This window comes from Limnospira indica PCC 8005 (assembly GCF_000973065.1).
GTDB classification, from domain to species: Bacteria; Cyanobacteriota; Cyanobacteriia; order Cyanobacteriales; family Microcoleaceae; genus Limnospira; species Limnospira fusiformis.
Genome location: NZ_FO818640.1, coordinates 4544656 through 4566780, shown reverse-complemented (window position 1 = coordinate 4566780; position 22125 = coordinate 4544656). Strand labels below are relative to the sequence as shown.

Below are 22125 nucleotides of genomic sequence, written 5' to 3'. Positions count from 1 at the left end.
CCTAATCTAGGGACTCTAAAGGTACTACACTAGGATTAAGAATTTTGGGGCTAGAACCCTGAAATTTAACGGCTATAGATAGCTTACCTTGCTTATCTCCGAAAATGTGGGTGATTTGACCAACACCAAAACTGCGGTGTAAAACGCGATCGCCCACATTCCACTCTTGGGGACTTTTCTTGGTAGTCCCCTTGGCTTTTTTATTCTTGGTGGTGGTTTTGGCTGCTTGGCGACGGGTCAAAGGTTTATATCCCTGCACTAGGTCTGGTGGTAATTCGCCTAGGAACATGGAAGGAACACAAGGTTCGCGATACCCCCACAAACGCCTTTCCCTGGCGTGGGTAATAAATAACTGTTCCTGGGCGCGGGTGATGCCTACATAGCAAAGTCGCCGTTCTTCTTCTAAACTGAGAGGGTCGTTAATACTGCGGAAGTTGGGAAATAGTCCCTCTTCCAAACCCACTAGGAAGACAATGGGAAATTCTAACCCCTTAGCGGAGTGTAGGGTCATCAGAGAAACGGCTTCTTCTCCTTCCTGAAGATTATCTAAATCTGAGGATAGGGATGCACTGGCTAAAAAAGCCTGTAAACTGGTATCTTCCTGTTCTTCCTGAAATTGGGAAACGGCGTTACAGAGTTCCCGCAAGTTATCTAGGCGGTTATCTGCTTCATCAGTGCCTTGTTGTTTGAGGTCTTGGGAATAGCCAGAGTCTTCCAGAATGCCATCTAAAATTTCGAGGGCGGTGGTAGTTTCTAGGCGCGCGCGCCAAGATTGAATCATTTGGGCGAAGCGATTAACAGATTTGGCGGCGCGTCCGCTAATAGTATTAACGGAGTCTTGATCACTAATAATTTCCCAGAGGGGAACCCCTAACTGTTGGGCGGCATTATTTAAGCCGTCTATGGTAGTGCGACCAATACCGCGCCGAGGTACATTAATCACCCTTTGCAAACTGACGCTATCAGCGGGGTTCGCAATAACGCGAAGATAAGATATGGCATCTTTAATTTCTCGGCGATCGTAGAACTTTAGCCCGCCGACAATGTTATAACGTATATTTTCACGCAGTAATACATCCTCAAAGGGTCGAGATTGGGCGTTGGTGCGATAGAGAATGGCAAAACTACCGAAGCCGATTTCGGGGTTTTGGTTGATAATGGTTCTGATATTATCAACTACAAAGTTAGCCTCTGCCATTTCGTCATCGGCTTTATGACAGCAGACCGGAACACCAGGCGATCGCGTAGGGCGCAGAATTTTGTCAATGCGGGTGGTGTTATTTTGAATGAGATGGTTGGCTACTTCTAGGATGTTTTCTCGCGATCGGTAGTTTTCTTCTAGTTTAATTAACGTGCGGCTGTCATCATCCGGTAAACCATCGCCAAAATCTTGTTGAAATTCCAGCATAATCCGATAGTCTGCCATTCGGAAGGAATAAATAGACTGATCTACATCCCCCACCACAAAAATAGACCGATTCTGCCAATTGTGAAAAGATGGCGGTGCTTCTCCATTGGTTGTTAATAGGCGAATCAGGTCATACTGGGTGCGGTTAGTGTCTTGATATTCGTCAACTAGAATATGGCAAAATTTTTGATGCCAGTAGGCTAAAACTTGTTCGTTTTGGCGAAATAAGGCGACGGGGACGAGAATTAGGTCGTCAAAGTCTAGGGCGTTATTAGCTGCGAGGGCATCTTGATATAAACTATAGACTTCCGAAGTTACTCGCCCCTGATAGTCGGGGTTCTCCTGTAGGTATTGTTGAGGAGACAATCCCAGGTTTTTGGCGTTACTGATTTTATAGCGAGTTTTGCGGGGGTCGAATTTTTTGTCGTCTAGGTTGAGGGTTTTGGTGACGATTTGCTTAACTAGGGCTAGTGCGTCTGACTCATCAAAAATTGAGAAGTTAGGTTTCCACTGACGGCCCTTTTCATCTTGGTATTTGTTGATATCGTAGCGAAGAATCCGCGCACAGAGGCTATGGAAGGTTCCCATCCATAGATGTTTGGTGAGTTTCCGGTAAATTTGCGATCGCAGTTGAGTTTGGGTAGCGGGTTCTAAGGCTGATAGGGGTTTCTGGTATTGTTTTTGGGCTTGCTGTTGGGCAAAAATTGACTCGATCCGGTTTTTGATTTCTCTAGCGGCTTTGTTGGTGAAGGTGACGGCTAGGATATTTTCGGGGTTGACTTTATGATTGTCGATCAGGTTGGCTACCCGATAGGTGAGGGCGCGAGTTTTACCGGAACCTGCGCCAGCAACTACTAACATTGGACCGCAGAAGTGTTCGACGGCTTGGCGTTGGGATGAGTTGAGGGAAGTTAGGAAGTCTACGGATTCCATAGTGGCTGCGATCGCTTAACCTTTAACAATAAGGGGGGTAGTATTCATCGTATACCATTACCATAGATTTGGGACTTCAGACAAGTTTATTGAGAATTGTCCAAACATCCCCATCAGAACGGACGTGGGGGACGGAAATATTGCTAAATCCGGTAATAAAGGGCTTATGGTACACCTGCCAGTAGAGGGGGGTGATTTCATCGGCGATCGCTTTCAGGGCTTTCGCTTCCGCTTGGAGTTCCCTGGATAGTTGGTTTATGCGATCGGCGTGTAGTTTCGCTTGCTGGCGGCTTTCTTCTAGTTGTTCTTCTGTAGGCTGGCTGCGTCTCAATTGTTCTAATTGCTGTTGTTTATGGCGCAGGTGGATTTTTAGGGCGGCGATCGCATCTTCTATACCTTTGACCTCTGCTGACTGGTGGGCGGTTTCTCGCGCATGGTTTCGGTAGGCTATGGCGATCGCTTCTGGAGAGCATGATTTAATCACAAATTCGGTTAATATTTTAGGGCAATACGGTATAATAAGCGAGAAGAGTTGAGGATAAACCTATTGCCAAATATGTCAAACCCAAGGAAGCCGCCCAAATCCTTGGAGTCCATGAAAGAACACTCCGCAGATGGGACGACAATGGCTCAATCGAGACCATCAGAACCCCCGCTGGGCAACGACGATACAACGTTGAGTGATATACTGCTGCCAAATCAGGCAGTGACAAACGCAAAGTCGTTATCTATGCCAGAGTTAGTAGCCGCGCCCAGCAGTCCGACCTCAACCGACAGGTGGCCGCACTGTCCAACCTCTACCCCGAAGCAGAAGTCGTCTCAGAAATCCGAGGCGGGCTCAACTTCAAGGGAAAGAAAATGCTGGCCTTACTGGGACATCATTTGTCAGGAGATGTCCGCATGGTTGTCGTTGCCCACCCAGACCGATTGGCAATATGGGGATTTGACTTGTTTCGATGGCTCTGTGAGCAAAACAGGTGTTCACTCATGGTTCTCAACCAGACAAGTCTCAGTCCAGAACGAGAAATGGTTGAGGACATCCTCGCCATCCTCCACTGCTTCAGTTCCCGATTATACGGAGTGCGTAAATACAAAACTCAGGTCAAAGAAGATCCGGATTTACCCCAGCCCGGAGCTAAATCAAGTCTGGCGTAAATGGCTGGCTGCTTGTCGGTATTGCTACAACCAAGCAATTGCATTATCTAGGAGTGGTAAACGACTAAGCAAACTGAAATTACGCAATAAAGTGATGCAGAGCGACTTACCCGAATGGGTCAAAGAAACACCCTGCCACATTCGGCAAAATGCCATCTTTGATGCCTATCAGGCTTTGAGCGCCAGTCCTGATGCAAGGTTTAGAAGTTGTCGTGACAGCTCTCAAGGGATTAAGTTCAATAATACTAATTTCTCTTCAGGGAGTTGGTATCCAAGACTAACGAAAGGATTAACTTTCATGGTTTCCGAAGCTATCCCTAAAACTTGCGGGCAAGGGACTCAGTTGGTGTTTACCAAAGGTCGATGGTTGGCGATTTTCCCTGAACCAGTTGCCGTTACCCCAACTGACGCTACTGGCGTGATTGCATTAGACCCGGGTGTGCGAACTTTCATAACTGGGTTTGATGGCTCTCGGTTTCTGGAATTGGGCTCCGGGGATATTGGACGCATTACTAGGTTATGTCAACATTTGGATGATTTGATGAGCCGAATCGCCAAGGAACCCTGTCGTTCAAGAAGGCGACGGATGAGGCAAGCGGCTCAACGAATGAGAACCAAAATCCGCAATCTAGTTGATGAAGCCCACAAACAAATTGCTCACTACTTGACTCACAACTACAGCATAATTTTTCTGCCGACCTTCGAGACTTCCAACATGGTTGCCAAAGCCAAGCGGAAAATCAAATCCAAGACTGCCCGCGCCATGCTGACATGGGCGCATTATCGATTCAAACTAACCCTGAGACATCAAGCCGAGATAACTGGAACCACAGTTGTAGATGTGACGGAAGAATACACCAGCAAAACCTGTACTCACTGTGGTCATGTCCATTCCCAGCTAGGTGGCTCAAAAGTGTTCCGATGTCCTGAGTGTGGGTTCACTCTACCACGGGACTGGAACGGTGCTTTTGGAATCTTTCTAAAAGCTTTGCGGGATACCGCCTCTGTTACCTTAACGGGTAATAGTGCTATCGTCGCATTGTCCGGGAACAACCGGAAAAATGTCGCGTAAATGTATCAGTTATTCTCTGGCGTGATTTCTGGGGTGATTTGCCTATGCGTGAATCTGGATCTGGGTTTTTTCCCTTTCTAGGGCTAAAATTTGCTTCCGAGTTGCTTCGATTTCCTGGTCCAGCGGGTGCATCATTAGATTCGGCTTAGGATTAATCCCCCTATTGTAACATTCTCTTTACATTTGCCCGCTAAATTTAGCCATTTATTTATAGACAAACAACTCATTATACCAGATACCTTGTCAATACAATGGTTTCTCAAAAATGGTCAACTTTATTAAGTAAAATCTTTTCAAACCCCCACAGACAAGAAGACACAGGATACTATACCCAGGAAAATAGAGAATATTTTTAACGAAATTTAATATATTTAGATTGTGTCACTCATTAAATTGTTAAGTTTGGTTTAATATGCTTGCACTTATATTTAATAGTGCTAAAGTAGTAATTGAAGTCAAACAGGCTTCTTTGACAGATACCAAAAGCGATGTTCAATCTGTCGGTTTTATATCTAAAAGGAGGACTAGAACGAATCCAAACTTGTTCATCGCCAATGTAGTGAAAATCAGGAGGTAAAACACTGTTTCATTTCGAGTCTGTCATGTTTGAGAGCAGCCCCTCTATAGGGTTCTGATATTTCCTCTACTTTTTCGATGGGAGCTATGCACTTAACTTTGTTAGTTTCGATGTAACTCCAGCCAAACTAGATTTATTCGAGGGAATCACTCGGTCAACCAGGAGGTATTCTAAGCTGTTCACTCTAAACTCTGTTTCGTCAAAACGCGGTAGTAGCGCCCACAAAGGTTCCTTATATTTCCTCAGATAGCGACGATGGGAGCAATGCAACTGGATATGGTTTCAGTTCACCTCCAGATAGTCTAAATCAACGAGAGGATGTCCCTGGGGAATGAGTTAGGGCGCTATTGCTGTTGTCGAATTTTTGACGGGACGGGAAAAGATGCGATATTGATTGAGTATTTATTGCTATCTAAGACCTAGTTGTTTTTTGAGCAAAAAGTTACCGACAATTAAGGTTAACAGAATTAGACTAAGTTTAACCGGCCAGGGAATAATCACAAAAAACCACATTGATGATATAGTGGCGATGACGGCGGCGAGAAGGCGGGGAAGTTCATCAAACCAGTGTCCGTGGTGACTGAGGCTGACCCAAACAGAAATACAAGCGATCGCCAGAGGAATTAAAGATAATGGTGACATAGTTTTAACTGGTGAGGAAGGGTAGGTAATAGTATTTAGTAATCTAGGGAACTAGACTGATAAGATAAAAATACAGTTCCCTAGGGTAAGAAATTAGCCAATAGTCAGGGCTAAATCTTGGGGTGAGAGGGTAAATAGTCCTTGTCTAACTAGATCAGGTTGTGCATTTTGAACGACTCCGAAAATACCCCCCTCTGGGAGAAGGATATGAGTATCATTACCCACTGAATTAAGGATTAATACTGATGGGTCAATATCGCCGACTACCGCAATGCGATCGCCTTCAGCGAGGTTAAAATCGAGAATCAGATCAGCCTGATCAATGGTAGCATCAGCATGGGTTAAAACAAAAGTATCAGCACCCTCACCACCGACGAGGGTATCAGCACCCAAATCACCAATGAGAATATCATTTCCAGCATCTCCAGACAAGTAATCATCACCCTGTCCACCGCGAATAAAGTCATCACCAGCGCCGCCATAGATAGTGTCATTTCCCCGATTTCCGTTGATGATATCATTACCATCATTACCAAAGAGGAGGTCATCACCTTGACCACCCCAAATCAGGTCATTACCAGCGCCGCCATAGATGGTATCATTACCCTGGTTGCCATTAATTACATCATCAATTTCTGAGCCAATCACTAAATCATTACCACCCCCGGCGAAAACTCCTTTAGGGTTTTGTTGGCTAATTTCCTGGGTAATTTCGATGACATTATCAGCATCCAAATCCCTTGGAAAGGCATAAGATAAGGGTAAGCTGGCGCGGTTAAGAGTGTTAATGAAACCATTTAAAAGTGGTACATCAGTGATTAGATTAGAGGTGCGAGTTGGTAAAATCCCAGCAAAAACTTCCGCGTCTTGAATGCGATCGCCTTGTTGAATTTGGTCAATGACATCAAACCCTTGCATTACCATACCAAAAACGGCATAATCACCATCTAAGCCGGGAGAGTCAACTAAGTTAAAGTAAAATTGAGAAGAGGCTGAGTCCGGGTCATTACCTGACCGCGCCATAGCGATCGAACCCTGGACATTTCTTAATACGGGAGGAACTGTAATTCCGGCTTGTTGAAAGGTTTGGCTGTAGATAGGTTCGGTAGCACCTTCTGGTATAATTTCCAGGGGAACATTGCGGACTTGTCCTGTAGCTGGGTCAATAAATCCACCAGTTCCTAATAAGTTAGGGGGAAAACCTGGAATAACGCTGTTAGGGTCGCCTCCTTGTACAACAAAGGGGAATGGTTCACGCACTACCCGATGGAAGGATACACCATCATAAACGCCAAGTTCAACTAATTCTACAAAGTTTCCGGCGGTGATGGGTGCATTATCACCATCAACTTGGATAACAATTGGTGATCCATTAACCACCATTGCTACTAATGCTTGACCATTTAAGGGTTGAATGTTTGTCATGTTTGAAATGGTATTTTTCCGTTAATGATGTTAGCTTGTTTGGGATCAGATCGAGACAAATTTGAGAGTTGTTGGTGAATTTAGGGGAGTATATGGTGCGATCGCACTTCCATGACTGCAAATATAGATTTAGGGTTCCGCCAGTCCGGTGAGGGCAGAGATATGTAAATATATGTAAAGAAATTTAGATCTGTGTGTTATGTTACGCCGAACCTTGATCAGTCTCATTTTAGGAATTGCGATCGCCTTATTTAACCTAAACCTAGCGAGTCCGGTCTTAGCCTTGGGGGGTCAACTTCCGCCGCTAAATGAACCCGCGCCAGAATTTACGCTTCCCACGAATACGGGAGATGGGGAGGTGTCTCTATCAGACTACGAGGGTCAGTGGGTAGTAGTCTATTTCTATCCGAAAGATTTTACCCCAGGATGCACGCTAGAAGCCCGTCGCTTTCAGGAAGACTTACCGAAATATATGGCTAGAAATACCCAAATTTTAGGGATTAGTGCTGATGATGTGGACTCCCACGCGGAGTTTTGCGACTCTGAGGGGCTAAAATTTCCGCTGTTAGCTGATGTTGATGGAAGTGTCAGCAAGGCTTATGGTTCATGGTTAAATTTCTTTTCGATGCGACATTCATTTATTATTGATCCTGATGGTATTCTCCGAGAAACCTTTGTGCGTGTGATTCCAGCCATCCACAGTCAGGAGGTCTTAGCGCGTTTGGATGAAATGATCAACTCCTGAGAGTTCAAATAGGGAGAATTTGGGAGAGCGATCGCCTCTAGGCTTTTCTTCGTAGGTGCGATCGCCTCTATTTATTTAAAGTTCTTCGGGGTTAATTCCCTGGGCGCGCAAAAACTCCGCTAGTCGTTCCGCCCGTTGGTGGTCAGCTTCCGCCCGTTGGCGTTCCTGCTGTAACTCTAGTTCAGCTTGTTGGCGTTCAGCTTCCGCCCGTTGGCGTTCCTGCTGTAATTGCAACTGAGCTTGTTCAAGTCGTTGTTCCGCCAGTTTTGCTCGTTCATCCCCGGTTAATAACAAATTACCCTGGCTATCCCACCAGCGCAGCCAAGGCAATTCTAGGTTGCCATACTGTCCGAGCCAAATGCCTAATTCTACACCCATGGGGTGAATGGGATAGTGACCTCTTTCATTCGCGGCCACTAACTCATAGTGATTTTCCATTAGGTGATAGACTTCTACACTGGCTTTCCGTACCTCATAGATAGCATAGAAAGGGGGGCGGATGATTTGTTCATATACCCAAAATTTACCGGGTTTTTGACGTTCTCCAGAAATTTGATATAAGGGAGTGCGATCGCGTTCTTCTGAACCGTCTCCCGACACAAATTCTATGGCAATTAAAGGGGGGATATATTCCTGCCATAATACATAGGAACGTCTCACCCTACCATCAAGAGTTGGGGGAACGTTGGGAACATAAAACCAGTCTGGACATTCCGCCCCCCGTTCTAGGGGTTCTGTTAATCGCCAATAGATACCAGAATCTTGACCTATGGCATATTGCTGGTCTGGGTGTAGACTATCTAGTGTTGATAGAATGGAATCAGTCAATAAGATACTTTGGGGATGCTCCTGAAAGTTTTTCACGAAAGTGCCATCGGAGTCGGGGAGTTGAGTATGGTCGGGAAGGGTAGTAATTCCCAGTTCTGATGATGGGGCGATGGTCATAGTCAGTAGTTTCTCATCGCAGGTGATGGCAGATAGTATAGCATTTGGCTAAATTTGATGGTCTACACCTATTGTGAAACACTGTTAAAACCAACATCGTCGCCTTTAAAGAATAATAGGGGTTGACAAAGGGAGGAGCGATCGCCTAGATTAAACCTGTGGGGGTTTCATGGCTATACTCATGACGAAAAAATCAACACGCCAAGGGAGAAGGGAGGACTGACCCAGGAAATAATCAGGAAGGTCCCGAAATCAGTTAATCTTGAAGATGATTATTGCCAGACCGATAGCACATAACCCATGATTGAAGTTGAGAATCTGTGCAAAATTTATGGCACAACCCCAGCCATTGAGGATGTATCCTTTTCTGTGAAAGCGGGGGAAATCTTAGGGTTTTTGGGACCCAATGGCGCAGGAAAGACTACCACCCTGCGTATTTTATCAGGCTATTTACCAGCCACAAATGGAACAGCTAGAATTGCTGGGTATGAAGTCCACGAACAATCAATGGCGGTGCGGGAGAGAATTGGCTACCTGCCGGAAACACCCCCATTATACCCTGATATGACGGTTGAGGGTTTTCTGCATTTTGTGGCGCGAATTAAACGGGTGGCGGCGGGCGATCGCCCTTTACGAGTACAAGCGGCTATGGAACGCTGCGGTATATTGGATCGCCGCCAGAGTCTCATTCGTAAACTATCTAAAGGCTATCGTCAGCGGGTGGGAATAGCCCAGGCGATCGTGCATGACCCACCTGTGATAGTGTTAGATGAGCCGACAGTGGGGTTAGATCCGCGCCAAATTATTGAAGTGCGGAATTTAATCAAGAGTCTAGCCGGAGACCATACGATTATCCTGTCTACCCATATTTTACCTGAAGTTAGCATGACCTGTAGCCAGGTGGTAATTATCAATAAGGGTCAAATTGTAGCGACGGGAACCCCCGATAATCTGATGGAGAAGTTGACGGCGGGTGCAGGGTATGAGATAGAAGTAGAGGGAGAAATCGAGGAGGAAACCCTAAACTCGCTGTTAGCAGTTCCTGGAGTGAAAATAGTTGACCTATTAACAACATCTCCCACGGAACCACGCCAGCGGTTACAGGTCGTTTGTGAAAATAACAGGGAACCCGGACCTGAGCTGATAGCCGCCTGTGTGACTGAGGGGATAAAAGTTTATGAAATGCGGCGCACTCGTGCTAGTTTAGAGGATGTTTTCCTAACTCTAACCGCCCAAGAAGAAGCGACGATCGCCCGATCGCCTTCTGAGGATAAACCCGATTCTCAGGACATAGCCAAAGACCAGCTAGAAGAAGACCAGCTAGAAGAAGACACAGAAGAAACAGTTGAGAATTAATAACTGATGATGGCTCCGGTTCTGCTTAAACTAATAGGAAACTATGCTAGTCGTTTTTAGTAATATCATCGCCATATATCGCAAAGAACTCCAGGGGTATTTTGCCTCTCCGTTGGCTTATGCGATCGCCGGAATTTTTTGGCTACTAACGGGATACTTTTTTATAGCTATTCTGTTAGGGCCAGAGGGACTGATTCAACAAGTAGCTTTGAGAGATCAAATGGGTTTAACGGAACCCCCCATTGATTTATCATTTGAGTTTCTGCAAGTATTTCTGAGGCTTATGGGAACCATATCTCTGTTTGTGCTGCCCATGTTATCAATGGGATTATATGCAGAAGAACGCAAACGAGGAACCCTAGAACTGTTGGCGACTTCTCCAATTACTAACTGGGGAGTAGCTACGGGAAAATTACTAGGAGTTCTCACCTTCTATAGTACCATGATTTTGCCACTGTTTGTGCTACAGGCGATCGCCCTCAGTGTGTCTAGCCCTCCCATGTCTCCAGGAATTATGATAGTATCTCATCTGGGGTTAATTTCACTGGCTGCTGGTGTGTTATCCCTGGGAATGTTTATTTCTTCCCTAACAGATAGCACCTTACTTTCGGCGATCGGTACTTTTGCCTTGGTGCTATTTTTATGGGTTGTGGATATCATTGGTCAAGCGGTAGGAGGACCCCTAGGAGATGCCCTCACCCATTTATCATTAATCTCTAATTATACTAATTTAGTACAAGGGGTTATTGAGATTAGGAGTTTGGTCTTGTTTGGCAGTTATGTAGTGTTAGGGGTGTTTCTCACCGCCCAGTCTATTGATGCGTTTCGCTTCCAGCGTTCGTAAAAGGTTTTATGAAAAAAAATCGAATTATTTGGCAACTCTTTAAATACTCATTTTGGCTAGGTCCCATGATTGCGATCGCTGGTTTATCAGCGGGTTTCGTATCAGGAATTTGGCAACCAGTTCCCCTAGCATTAATCATCGCTGGGGTGGTAATTATCGGGGTGTGGTTAGTATTAAAAGGTGATTTGGAAACTGACCCGCAACAAAAACGACTAGGTAATCGTCGGTCTACTCAAGCCGGGACTAACGCCCTATTGGCAACAGTTTCCGTGATGGTAATTCTCACCTCTATTAATATTATTGCAGTGCGGAACCCAGTTCGCATTGACTTAACCGAAAACCAACAATTTACCCTCGCCCCCCAAACCCAAACTATACTGACCAACCTCCCTGAACCTTTAAAGGTTTGGGTATTTGACCCGACCCAAAATCCTCAAACTCAATCATTATTAGACCGCTACCGAGAAAAAAACCCAGCCTTATTTAGTTACGAGTTTATTGATCCACAAATGCAGCCGGGTATAGCCCAAGAATTGGGGGTGAGAAATTTTGGTGAAATTCATCTGGAAGCAGGAAACCGTCGCCAACTTATTCGCCGGGAAGGAAGACAACCACTAACGGAAGTTACATTAACTAATAGTATTGAACAAATTTTTAGCGATCGCACTTCCCAAATTTATTTCCTCCAAGGTCACGGACAAAGACCACTTCAAGCCGGACAAGGAGGCTTTCAACAGGCTGTTGATAGTTTAAAAGAAAGAAACTTTATTGTTGAACCTCTGCTACTAGCAGGAGCTACAGGAATTCCTGAAAATGCAGATGTGATTGTCGTAGCAGGTCCCCAACAAAGGCTATTTGAAGGGGAAGTTAACGCCTTAATTGATTTCCTTGACAATGGCGGCGGTTTACTGTTAATGCTAGACCCGAAAACTGACCCAGGGCTAGATGATTTATTGGATAAATGGGGAGTAAAATTAGACGATCGCATTGCTATTGACGCAACAGGTAGCGGTCGATTAGTGGGTTTGGGTCCCACGGTTCCCATTGTCCGCGAATATGGCGATCATCCTATTACTAGAGATTTTGGTAATAATATATCTCTGTTTCCGTCAGCGCGTCCTGTGGAAACTCGCCCCGTAGACGGAATTACTGAAACTCCCATAATTTGGACAGATAGACAAAGTTGGGCGGAAAGTAATTTAGTAGAGGGAAGATTAGAATTTAACCCGGAAACCGATCGCGAAGGTCCTCTATCTTTGGGGGTCGCTTTAACCAGAGTTTTGAACCAGCAAGAAACTCCCACGGCGGAAACTACCGAAGCAGAAGAAACCACAGAAACTCCCACCCCGGAAACTACAGACACGGCGGAAACTACCGAAACTGAGGAAACCTCAGAAACTCCCACCCCAGAAACTACAGACACGGCGGAAACTATCGAAGCAGAAGAAACCACAGAAACTCCCACCCCAGAAACTACAGACACGGCGGAAACTACCGAAACTGAGGAAACCACAGAAACTCCCACCCCGGAAACTACAGACACGGCGGAAACTACCGAAACTGAGGAAACCTCAGCAATTCGTCAAGAAGCCAGACTGGTAGTATTAGGAAACTCTCAATTTGCGACTGATGGCTGGCTTGAGCAACAACTCAATAGGGATATATTTGTGAATACTATTGTTTGGCTGAGTCAACCAGACCAAGAAGTGTTATCTATCGGGGTTAAACCGGTTACCAGTCGTCGGATTTTGATGACTCCCCCATTAGGTCGATTGTTAAGTTGGATGGCGTTAGTGATTTTCCCGCTAATTGGATTTGCTGTATCAGCTTTCCTCTGGTGGCGGCGACGATAAGATAGCATTTCTTTGGAGGTTTAGTTATGAAATTGCAGCAATCAACCCGGATTTTAATGATTATTGCTTTGGTATTAGCGGGTGGTGTTTATGTGGTGGAAATTCGCGGAAAGTCTCAACAGCAACAAGTCCAAGCTAGACAAGATCGGATTTTTGATATTTCTCAAGATGAGATCCAATCTCTGATTATAGAAACAGGCGATCGCACTTTAAAAATTGAACGGGTTGGGGAAGATGAAACTGATGCAATCACCCCTTGGAAAATGCTTGAACCTATGGAATATCCCGCTAATATTGCTAGGGTGAATGCCGTTTTAAATCAACTGGTAAATACCCAGAGGATTGCATCGAATCCTAACTCCGGTATTAGTAAATTAACCATTTCTAAATCACAATTAGAGGATTATGGATTGGTTGATCCTCAAGAGTCGATCCAAATTCAACTACGAGATGAAACTACTCATCGCCTGGTTTTGGGTAAGTCGGATTTTAGTGGTGATGCAATTTATGCAATGACCAATCCTCCCGAAACTTTACCCGAAAATATCTCGATTTTAGTGATTTCTAAGACCGCGCGAGATGCTATTAGTCACCCCCTAGATGAGTGGATTATGGCTAGAGATGCGGAAGATTTATTATCCCCAGAAACTCCAGAAACTCCCACCGAAACTCCCACCGAAATGGAGACAGAAGAAGTTGACACTCCAGAAACATAAAATCACTAGCCAACTAGATTAACTGTATTCAATTAATTATGGTGATTAGATAGGTTGGTAATTAGATTGGTTAAACCGAGATTAGGGTTTTCTAGGAGTTGATCCAATTCAGCGATCGCCATTTCAGCGCGTTGAGTGTTTAAAATCATTTTGCGGGTAACTTCGTCTTCTTTATGAGCGATATCTTTCAGGTTATTAATATGAACTTTAAAATGACTAGAAACATTATTCATTTGTTGACTTAAATCAAGAGTTTGTTTAACCAGTCGATTCATTTCTAGGTTAATTTTACTTAAAACTGTTTGATTAGTCGAACTTTGTTGATAAGTTAAAACCGAAGCCTGTACCGAGAGATATCGGACTTTTTGGACAATTTCCGCCATAATTGTCGAAGCGGAATTAATAGTTTCCAAATCCCTAGAAATATTTTTAATCACTGACTCTAAATCTTCCGAATTTTTATGAATAGAATTAGCGCCGATAAAAATTGCATGAAATTCGCGATGACTTTCCTTAGAAACCAGCCGACCAGTCTGGACAATTTCTTGATAAATTTTGAGGATTTTTTGATAATGTTGATTAATGGCATTTTCCCTTTCTATAAAACGACTTTGATATAGCTTTTTCATAATATTTTTCTCAATATTGAGATTATGATTCGCCTCATTAATCCGTTGTTTTTCCTGATTTAACAGATTAAAATACTTCTGTTTCGTCTGTTCTTGCTGTTGAAGGATTTGACGAGATTTTTGTAAAATTACTGTTTGGGATTGACACAGAATCCGAAAATCTATCAACCCAAATTCATGGTCACTCCAGATAATCACAATCGGTTCATAAATCAGATTGACAGACCGATTCATCGCCAGTTGTACCGCTTCATTAATGAGAGTATCTGATGACAACATCAGGGGAGGAATCCGGGTAAAATCTAAAATTTTCTGAATCGGATTGTTGCTGTAAATTTCCTCCCAATTAGGTAAATGTATTTTTGCTAAAAATTTGCTGCGAGAAATCATCCCGATCAATTCGGAATCGTCGATAATTAATACCCCTGGTAGTTCGGGATTTTGGTAGAGTTCTTTCGCTACAATGTCGGCTCTAGTTACCCAACTAACCTGATAATTATGGCATGGTAGGTCGGCGATAGTTGAGTTAAGAGTGAGGGGTAATTGCTGAGTCATAAGGTTATATTTTTTAGACAAATACAATCAAACCATGTCCCAGCGGTCATCGCTATGGGAGATAGGCTTAATGGTTGAGGTCAAAAAAGTAGATCACCCTACCAGAGAATATGATAGCCACTACCACAAAAATATTAAAATAATCTGGCAACAAGTTTGACCCTGAAAACGCCTACATCAGCCACATGGAGAGACCAAAACCCTGAATCGAACCCTGATCGGAGGCGCTATAAATGAGATAGAGTGGTTTGGTGCTATCTTTAAGAGTGTACAGCAAAAGTCTGTGTTTGGTTAAATCTGTGCGATCGCTATATTTACTAAGCCTGTGGATGATTCCCTAAATAAGCAACTGGAAAGAGAGCGACTTTTAAATCAAGTGACGACCCAGATTCGCCAGAGTCTTGACCTGTCGGTGATTTTGTCAACTGCAGTCCAACAGTTGCGCGAATTTTTGCAGGTTGATCGCCTGGTGATTTATCAGTTAAACAGCTATCAGGTCCAGACTGGTGATCATACTAAAGACCTATCTCCTGAATTAGATGAACCTGACCCAAATCCCGAAATTCCCGTCCCTCAAGCCGATCGCCATGATCAGATTCATGGAAGTATTACCTATGAGGCTAAATCTTCCGATGCGATCGCCTCACTCCTAGACTGGGAAGAAGCCGATCGCTGCTTTGCTCAAGTTCCCGAATATCAACAATACTATCAAAAATCTATCATCCACTGCATCCCCAATATCAAACTCTACTATCAATCATCCCCCGAATTGTATTCAATTTTACAACAAAAGCAGGTGACGGCGCAACTGGTGGCTCCAATTTTAGTACAAAAACAGCTTTGGGGTATATTAATTGCTCATCAGTGTTTTAGCGATCGTCAATGGAAAGAAAGCGAGCAAAAATTTATTAGTAAAATCACTCAACATCTATCGATCGCTATCTATCAAGCCCAACTATACGCCCAAGTTCAGCAACAAAAACAAACCTTAGAAAGACGGGTGAAAGAACGCACCCAAGCGCTTCATGATGCCCTCTTAGCCGCTCAATGTGCCAACCGTGCTAAAAGTGAATTTTTAGCCACTATGAGTCATGAATTACGAACACCCTTAACCCATGTAATTGGGATTTCATCGACTTTATTAAGGTTATATAGTCAGCCGGATAATTTTCCAGCCCTACCCCTAGAAAAGCAAAAACATTATCTGCAAACTATTCACGATAGCGGCGAAAATTTACTGGCTTTGATTAATGATATTCTCGATTTGTCCCAAGTTGAATCCGGTAAAACCGTCCTAAAATTCAGCGAATTTTCCCTACAAAAACTCGCTCAACAATGTTTACATACTTTGCGAGATTTTGCTAAAGAAAAAGGAGTTAATGTCAACTTACAAATTAAGGTTGATCAAGACCTTTTTCGGGCAGACTATCGCCGGGTTAGACAAATTTTGCTCAACCTATTAAGCAATGCTATTAAGTTTACGCCTAAAGGTGGTCGCGTTACCCTCACAGTTTCCCGGAAAGACAAAACGGCTATCTTTCAAGTTAAAGATACTGGTATCGGCATTTCTAAGGAACAACAATCCCTATTATTTGAGAAGTTTCAACAATTAGATTCTCCCTACCGTCGCCAATATGGTGGGACGGGTTTAGGGTTGGCTTTGACTAAGCAATTGGTAGAGTTACATGGCGGTAGCATTCAGTTTGAATCGGAAGTTGGCTTAGGTACTAAATTTACAGTTTACATCCCTATTCAACCTTTAATTAACAAAAGTAGTTCTAATTACAAAACCTCCCTACCTTCCATGTATACAGATAGTCCTCAAGGTAGATTAGTCTTGATTGAAGATGATGAGGAAACTGCTACTTTAATCTGTGAATTACTCACAGCGGCTGGTTATCAAGTGGTATGGTTAATGGATGGTTTAACGGCTTTGGCAACTATTCAACTTCTCAAACCAGATGCCATTTTCATAGATTTACATATTTCGGGACAAGATGGTTATGATATTGTTCGTCATCTTAGGGAAGATGCCACTACCCAAAAAATTAAAATTGTTGCCCTTACTACCAACAGCGATGAACAGGAACAATCCTTACAATTCGGGGTTGATAAATGTTTGAATAAACCTATATTACCTAATCAACTACTTAATCAAGTTGAATCGTTAAACTTGGGGGACAAAAATTATGATTAAATTGATTCAATAGATGCTATAATTTAATGAGGATGATTGGTATCTAAAAAATATCTATGTTAACCCTTCCGTCTGGCTTAATTGTATCTTGTCAAGCCCCCGTTGACTCTCCGTTACATGATCCGGAAATTATCGCAGCGATCGCCAAAACAGCAGTTAAACGGGGGGCGGTAGGGGTGCGAATTGATACCCCCGCCCATATCACGGCGGTGCGAAAACAGGTCGCTCAACCAATTATCGGGTTATGGAAACGACAATTTCCGGGGTTTTCTGTTTATATTACACCTCGGTTTGAAGAGGCGGCGGCGATCGCTCAAGCTGGGGCTGATATTATTGCCATTGATGCGACTTTAAGAAACCGCCCAGACGGGGAAACTGTGGCATCTTTAATCGCCCAAATTCATCAAAAATTAGGTAAACCAGTGATGGCTGATATAGATACTTTAGCCGCAGCCATAGCAGCCGTTGAAGCGGGGGCGGACTGTGTGGGAACCACTCTCTATGGCTACACAGAGGCGACTCAACACCTGTCACCCCCAGGTTTTGAACTTCTTAGTCAATTGGTTAAACAGCTTGATTGTCCGGTGATTTGCGAGGGGGGTATTAGTTCCCCCACTTTAGCTAAACAGGCGATCGCTTTAGGGGCTAATGCGATCGTCGTCGGTACGGCTATCACTGGTATTGATTACCTAGTACAGGGATTTCAAGAAGCTACTACTAATTCCTGATTTCTGGGAATCTCATAACTCATAAAATCATAGGCCATTTTGGTATGGGGAAAAATTGCCCTAGCTTCCTTTAACAAATCCTCCAAAACTATATCATTTCCCGGTGCATAGCGGGGGCTAAAATGCGTCATTAATAGAGTTTTGACTCCCGCAGCCAAAGCCACCTGCGCCGCCATTGTAGACGTAGAATGCAGTCGCTGAAATGCCATATCAGCATCAAGATGAGAAAATGTAGCCTCGTGTATGAGAACATCTGCACCTGTGGATAATTCGATCGCCCCCTCACACAAGACAGTATCCGTACAATAAACCAATTTACGGCCGATTTCCGGTTTTCCACAAAGAGCAGAACCGTTAATTTGACGACCATCTGGAAGGGTGACAATTTCCCCATTTTTCAGTTTACCATAAATCGGTCCGGGTGGAATCCCCAATGCTTGAGCTTTTTCCACATAAAAACGTCCGGGGCGATCCTTTTCTTCGATCCGATATCCAAAGGCGGGAACTCGATGTTTGAGAGGTCCACAACGGACAATATATTCCTCGTCTTCGTAAATTATTCCGGGTTGAACGCGATGGACTTTTACCGGATAAGAAAAGTGGGTTTGAGAATAGCGAGTGCAGGATTTTAAGTAATCTTCTAATTCAGGGGGTCCGTAGATATCTATGCGGTTAGCATTTCCGGCTAAACCACAGGTAGCTAGTAATCCCATTAAACCAAAAATGTGATCACCGTGCATATGTGTGATAAAAATACGACTCAGTTGGCTGACTTTTAATTCACTACGCAAAAACTGATGTTGTGTTCCTTCTCCGCAGTCAAATAACCAAAGTTCTGCCCTTTGGGGAAGACGTAGGGCGATACTAGAAACATTTCGCGATCGCGTGGGAACTCCTGAACTTGTGCCTAAAAATGTAATCTGCAAAATGGCTACTCCTTTGATTTTACTATGGCGATTTTAGTTAATGTTCATCCTGTTTAAAAATCACGCTTTACCCACCAAATCCGACACAATTTTAGCCGAACTGATCACCCCTGGAATCCCCGCGCCCGGATGAGTACCCGCCCCGACAAAATACAAATTAGGGATATCTTCACTGACATTATGGGGACGAAACCAAGCGGACTGCATTAAGGTAGGTTCTAGGGAAAATGCACTTCCTAAATAGCTGTTAAGGGTATTTTGAAAATGCAGCGGATCTATATAATTTTCGGTGACAATATGTTGGGATAAATTGGGCATATATTGATTTTCTAAAAATTGAATTAGGCGATCGCGATAAGGTTTTGCCATGATTTTCCAGTCCGTATCTCCTGCTAAATTAGGAACCGGAGATAGCACATACCAACAATCACAACCCGATGGCGCTAAGGATGGGTCAGTCGCCGTAGGACGGTGTAAATACAGAGCAAAATCTGATGATAGGTGTTTTCGCCTAAACAAATCATCCATTAATTCTCGATAATTTGGTCCCATGATAATTTCATGGTGTGCCATATTATTATAACGTCTATTGGTACCAAAGTAAACTACAAATAGAGAAATTGAATGGCGCAGGCTTTTAATTTGGCGATCGCTATATTTTCTCCTAAATTTGGGTGAGATTAAATTGAGATAAGTAAACGCCACATCACCATTACTCACTACCGCCTCAGCTTCCCACATTTCCTGACTCTTCAAAATCACCCCCTTAGCTTTTCTGGTAGCCTCATCAATCACAATTTCCTCAACTTCCGCATTGACACATAAAACCCCCCCTATCTCCTCAAAAAGTCGCACCAAAGCCGCCACCAAAGCCCCCGTCCCCCCCATCGCAAACCAAATCCCAAAAACCTGTTCAAGTTTATGAATCATGGCATAAATCGATGTACTATTAAAAGGATTTCCACCAATCAATAAAGGATGAAAACTAAACACCTGGCGCAACCGTTCATCCTGTATATATTGATTCACAAATCCCGCCACAGATTTATAGGATTGAAGTTGTATCATGGCGGGCGCAACTTTCAGCATATCCCTAAATTTATGAAAAGGTTTAGTCATCAAAGGCAATCCTTTACTAAAGACTAAATCCGCCGCCCTACAGAATCTTTGATATCCCTGTACATCCCCAGGATTAAACTCTCGAATTTGCTCGATAAGTTGCTCGTAGTTATCATTATAGTTAAACACTGAACCATCAGGAAATCTGACCCGATAAAAAGGGTCTAGTTTGACTAATTGTACATAATCCGACATGGAGCGATCGGCTAAAGTAAATAAATCCTCAATTAATCCAGGAGCGGTAATAATGGTGGGACCGCCATCAAAGGTAAAACCATCCTGCTGATAGCAATAAGCCCGCCCTCCCGGTTTATCTCGCTTCTCCACAATAGTTACTTGATGACCTAAAGCCTGCAACCGAATCCCCGCAGCCAATCCACCCAATCCACTGCCAATAATGATAATATTCATGATTTTAGTTAATCGCACTGAATAGTTACTATAATATCTGAAAATATGTAATAATAAACAAGTGCTAAATAGAGACCTTTACAAATACCTGAGCCTAATGGTTCCCCATTAAGTTAACTTAAAGAGGGCGATCGCCCTTGGTGATCCGTCCCCACAATTGGAGCCTGAGCCGACATAATTAGGTAAGCAGATAGGAAATCAAACCCTTATCGAAATTAGCGGCTTCTCCAGACGGAAAAGTTAAAACCCAACTTGTCTGTATTCAGCGTCATTTGTCAGAACATCGATGAGTAGATTCTATAGTCTCCGGTTCACCGCCCAAATTTTAGCCCTGTTACCGATTGTACTTATGACTGGATGTTCCCAGTCTCAACAGTCGGCACACAACCAAGTATCGGAAAAAGCGATCGCCGCCCAAGTGTCTGAATCAGAATCAGTCCCCAATGCGATCGCCCAATCAGCCAATCAAATTATATCCAAATCCAATCACTGCGTCGAAACCAACCCCTTTGATGAATCAGTGCGTTTTGCTCTGAGAGCCTCCAATTTAGCCCAAAACGCCCGTAGCAAGGAAGATTGGGACGAAGTAGCCCGTCAATGGGTGCAAGCCGTAGCATGGATGCAAGCCGTCCCTCCCCGCAGTCCCCGGCGCAGCTTTGCCGAGAGAAAAGTAGTAGAGTATATGCGTAACCTGACCTACTCCCAACAACAAGCCGCCAGAAGCAGGTCAGTAAGTGCTTTTCCCAGTTTTGACAGCGAACTTTTCGATCGCCAATTAGAACTATATCTATCCTATTTAAGCACCGTTGGTACGCCAGACATTTTAATTGTCGGCAGTTCCCGCGCCCTTCAGGGAGTCGATCCTAGTCAAATGCAGCGTTCCCTAGCCGCTAGAGGCTACGGAAACCTAAGAATTTTCAACTTTGGCATCAATGGGGCTACAGCCCAGTTAGTAAACTATTTAATTAGGGAAATCTTACCCCCAGAGCATTTACCTCCGATGATTCTGTGGGCTGACGGAGTGCGAGCCTTTAATAGTGGTCGTTTCGATCGCACCTTTGCAGCAGTTTTAGCATCTGCGGGACATCAACGCATAGGTTCTGGTATCCGCCCCCAACTAGCCCAAGCACAACCTTACCCAACCACCTGTCACGAGTTCCCAGCACTTTGTGTGGCGAGGGGGTCAAAATTCAATTTTTACCAAGCAAAGCCGGATATCACCTTAGAGCCGATCATGGCGGACTCATCAGCAGACTGGGAACTAACAGATTTAGTCTATCGCCCTGGACAACAGCCCTTTAATCTGACTCCCATATCTCTTGATAACATTGATGCTCAAGGATTCCTACCCCTAAGCGATCGCTATAATCCCCAGACCTATTATCAACGTCGCCCTTATGTCTCTGGTCGTTATGACGGAGACTATCAATCATTTAACCTACAGGGGGTACAAGCCAGAGCCTTTGATTCTGTCGTCGCCTTTACTCGCGGGCGCAATATTTCCCTAGTCTTGGTTAACCTTCCCCTCACCGAAGGCTATTTAGACTCTGTGCGCTGGTCTGCTGAACGTCAATTCCAGGATCGGATGACATACCTTTCCCGACAGCAGGGGTTCCTGTTTATTGACCTCTCCCAAAGGGCTCTCACCCAATACCATTATTTTGTAGACCCTAGCCACCTCAACCGTTACGGCGCGAGGGCTGTCTCTCAAAAATTAGTCGCTGAACCCTCTATTCCCTGGCCCAGGAGGAACTGAGCGCTCCGTAGCCCAGCCCTGTGCGGTGAATTGACCCACCCCACCAGTAGTTTTTTTGGCAATGATTGTAACGAAATATTACAAGTTTGACGTTATAGCAGCATAACCGCTTGACATCTGAAAAAAGACCGGC

At 44.1% G+C, this 22125-nt stretch carries 17 protein-coding genes and 1 pseudogene; 10 read left to right on the top strand and 8 right to left on the bottom strand.

What is annotated here, in order from left to right:
- Position 1: 1 nt before the first annotated feature.
- Both pcrA and XZ46_RS36940 read right to left on the bottom strand, forming a co-directional pair.
- Positions 2–2341 (bottom strand): DNA helicase PcrA, encoded by a 2340-nt coding sequence (gene pcrA / locus XZ46_RS20045; protein ID WP_008053116.1) that lies wholly within the window; start codon positions 2339–2341, stop codon positions 2–4.
- Positions 2342–2417: 76 nt separating this feature from the next.
- On the bottom strand, positions 2418–2825 hold the full coding sequence (locus XZ46_RS36940; protein WP_008053115.1) for a hypothetical protein: 408 nt from the start codon (positions 2823–2825) through the stop codon (positions 2418–2420).
- A gap of 62 nt (positions 2826–2887) precedes the next feature.
- Between XZ46_RS36940 and XZ46_RS30485 the strand changes: the two are divergent.
- Together XZ46_RS30485 and XZ46_RS20030 are read left to right on the top strand one after the other, a co-directional pair.
- A pseudogene (locus XZ46_RS30485) lies at positions 2888–3496 on the top strand (IS607 family transposase).
- Complete coding sequence (locus XZ46_RS20030) at positions 3453–4568, top strand: RNA-guided endonuclease InsQ/TnpB family protein (RefSeq protein WP_228116615.1); 1116 nt, start codon at positions 3453–3455, stop codon at positions 4566–4568. The pseudogene XZ46_RS30485 and the gene XZ46_RS20030 overlap by 44 nt, the downstream one beginning before the upstream one ends.
- Positions 4569–5553: 985 nt before the next feature.
- On the opposite strand, the gene XZ46_RS20025 is transcribed toward XZ46_RS20030, so the two are convergent.
- Together XZ46_RS20025 and XZ46_RS20020 are read right to left on the bottom strand one after the other, a co-directional pair.
- The gene (locus XZ46_RS20025) at positions 5554–5787 is read right to left on the bottom strand and encodes a hypothetical protein (protein WP_006624052.1); all 234 of its coding nucleotides are present in this window, start codon (positions 5785–5787) and stop codon (positions 5554–5556) included.
- 93 nt (positions 5788–5880) lie between these two features.
- Entirely contained in the window at positions 5881–7212 is a 1332-nt protein-coding gene (locus XZ46_RS20020) for a peptidylprolyl isomerase (RefSeq protein WP_006669371.1), read from the bottom strand.
- Between the two features lie 199 nt (positions 7213–7411).
- Here XZ46_RS20020 and XZ46_RS20015 point away from each other — a divergent pair, with 199 nt between their 5' ends.
- Positions 7412–7957: a peroxiredoxin gene (locus XZ46_RS20015; RefSeq protein ID WP_006669372.1), complete on the top strand. Its 546-nt coding sequence runs from the start codon at positions 7412–7414 to the stop codon at positions 7955–7957.
- A gap of 75 nt (positions 7958–8032) precedes the next feature.
- Here the strand turns inward: XZ46_RS20015 and XZ46_RS20010 are convergent, their stop codons facing one another.
- Positions 8033–8902 (bottom strand): Uma2 family endonuclease, encoded by an 870-nt coding sequence (locus XZ46_RS20010; RefSeq protein WP_006624055.1) that lies wholly within the window; start codon positions 8900–8902, stop codon positions 8033–8035.
- Positions 8903–9202: 300 nt separating this feature from the next.
- Between XZ46_RS20010 and XZ46_RS20005 the strand changes: the two genes are divergently transcribed.
- From XZ46_RS20005 to XZ46_RS19990, 4 genes are read left to right on the top strand one after another with little or no spacing between them, the layout of a single operon-like run.
- On the top strand, positions 9203–10258 hold the full coding sequence (locus XZ46_RS20005; RefSeq protein ID WP_008053110.1) for an ABC transporter ATP-binding protein: 1056 nt from the start codon (positions 9203–9205) through the stop codon (positions 10256–10258).
- Positions 10259–10301: 43 nt separating this feature from the next.
- Positions 10302–11102, top strand: a complete 801-nt coding sequence (locus tag XZ46_RS20000; RefSeq protein ID WP_006669374.1) for an ABC transporter permease — start codon at positions 10302–10304, stop codon at positions 11100–11102.
- A gap of 8 nt (positions 11103–11110) precedes the next feature.
- Positions 11111–12955 (top strand): GldG family protein, encoded by a 1845-nt coding sequence (locus XZ46_RS19995; RefSeq protein WP_008053108.1) that lies wholly within the window; start codon positions 11111–11113, stop codon positions 12953–12955.
- A gap of 26 nt (positions 12956–12981) precedes the next feature.
- Positions 12982–13671: a DUF4340 domain-containing protein gene (locus XZ46_RS19990; protein WP_006669376.1), complete on the top strand. Its 690-nt coding sequence runs from the start codon at positions 12982–12984 to the stop codon at positions 13669–13671.
- A gap of 32 nt (positions 13672–13703) precedes the next feature.
- On the opposite strand, the gene XZ46_RS19985 is transcribed toward XZ46_RS19990, so the two are convergent.
- Positions 13704–14855, bottom strand: a complete 1152-nt coding sequence (locus XZ46_RS19985) for a CBS domain-containing protein (protein ID WP_006669377.1) — start codon at positions 14853–14855, stop codon at positions 13704–13706.
- A 325-nt stretch (positions 14856–15180) separates the two neighbouring features.
- Between XZ46_RS19985 and XZ46_RS19980 the strand changes: the two genes are divergently transcribed.
- Both XZ46_RS19980 and XZ46_RS19975 read left to right on the top strand, forming a co-directional pair.
- A complete protein-coding gene (locus XZ46_RS19980; RefSeq protein ID WP_008053107.1) occupies positions 15181–17052 on the top strand; it encodes a hybrid sensor histidine kinase/response regulator in 1872 nt (623 codons plus the stop codon).
- Between the two features lie 56 nt (positions 17053–17108).
- The gene (locus XZ46_RS19975) at positions 17109–17780 is read left to right on the top strand and encodes an N-acetylmannosamine-6-phosphate 2-epimerase (RefSeq protein ID WP_006669379.1); all 672 of its coding nucleotides are present in this window, start codon (positions 17109–17111) and stop codon (positions 17778–17780) included.
- On the opposite strand, the gene XZ46_RS19970 is transcribed toward XZ46_RS19975, so the two are convergent.
- Together XZ46_RS19970 and XZ46_RS19965 are read right to left on the bottom strand one after the other, a co-directional pair.
- Positions 17756–18706 (bottom strand): ribonuclease Z, encoded by a 951-nt coding sequence (locus XZ46_RS19970; protein WP_008053106.1) that lies wholly within the window; start codon positions 18704–18706, stop codon positions 17756–17758. The genes XZ46_RS19975 and XZ46_RS19970 overlap by 25 nt on opposite strands.
- A 60-nt stretch (positions 18707–18766) precedes the next feature.
- Positions 18767–20236: a phytoene desaturase gene (locus XZ46_RS19965; protein WP_008053105.1), complete on the bottom strand. Its 1470-nt coding sequence runs from the start codon at positions 20234–20236 to the stop codon at positions 18767–18769.
- 286 nt (positions 20237–20522) lie between these two features.
- Between XZ46_RS19965 and XZ46_RS19960 the strand changes: the two genes are divergently transcribed.
- Complete coding sequence (locus XZ46_RS19960; RefSeq protein ID WP_008053097.1) at positions 20523–21992, top strand: hypothetical protein; 1470 nt, start codon at positions 20523–20525, stop codon at positions 21990–21992.
- The last annotated feature ends 133 nt before the right edge of the window (positions 21993–22125 follow it).

What these genes read in the sequence shown, in the direction of transcription:
- pcrA (WP_008053116.1), bottom strand. Translation starts at nt 2,341, where the DNA reads ATGGAATCCGTAGACTTCCTAACTTCCCTCAACTCATCCCAACGCCAA.
- XZ46_RS20025 (WP_006624052.1), bottom strand. Translation starts at nt 5,787, where the DNA reads ATGTCACCATTATCTTTAATTCCTCTGGCGATCGCTTGTATTTCTGTT.
- XZ46_RS20020 (WP_006669371.1), bottom strand. Translation starts at nt 7,212, where the DNA reads ATGACAAACATTCAACCCTTAAATGGTCAAGCATTAGTAGCAATGGTG.
- XZ46_RS20015 (WP_006669372.1), top strand. Translation starts at nt 7,412, where the DNA reads ATGTTACGCCGAACCTTGATCAGTCTCATTTTAGGAATTGCGATCGCC.
- XZ46_RS20010 (WP_006624055.1), bottom strand. Translation starts at nt 8,902, where the DNA reads ATGACCATCGCCCCATCATCAGAACTGGGAATTACTACCCTTCCCGAC.
- XZ46_RS20005 (WP_008053110.1), top strand. Translation starts at nt 9,203, where the DNA reads ATGATTGAAGTTGAGAATCTGTGCAAAATTTATGGCACAACCCCAGCC.
- XZ46_RS20000 (WP_006669374.1), top strand. Translation starts at nt 10,302, where the DNA reads ATGCTAGTCGTTTTTAGTAATATCATCGCCATATATCGCAAAGAACTC.
- XZ46_RS19995 (WP_008053108.1), top strand. Translation starts at nt 11,111, where the DNA reads ATGAAAAAAAATCGAATTATTTGGCAACTCTTTAAATACTCATTTTGG.
- XZ46_RS19990 (WP_006669376.1), top strand. Translation starts at nt 12,982, where the DNA reads ATGAAATTGCAGCAATCAACCCGGATTTTAATGATTATTGCTTTGGTA.
- XZ46_RS19985 (WP_006669377.1), bottom strand. Translation starts at nt 14,855, where the DNA reads ATGACTCAGCAATTACCCCTCACTCTTAACTCAACTATCGCCGACCTA.
- XZ46_RS19975 (WP_006669379.1), top strand. Translation starts at nt 17,109, where the DNA reads ATGTTAACCCTTCCGTCTGGCTTAATTGTATCTTGTCAAGCCCCCGTT.
- XZ46_RS19965 (WP_008053105.1), bottom strand. Translation starts at nt 20,236, where the DNA reads ATGAATATTATCATTATTGGCAGTGGATTGGGTGGATTGGCTGCGGGG.
- XZ46_RS19960 (WP_008053097.1), top strand. Translation starts at nt 20,523, where the DNA reads ATGAGTAGATTCTATAGTCTCCGGTTCACCGCCCAAATTTTAGCCCTG.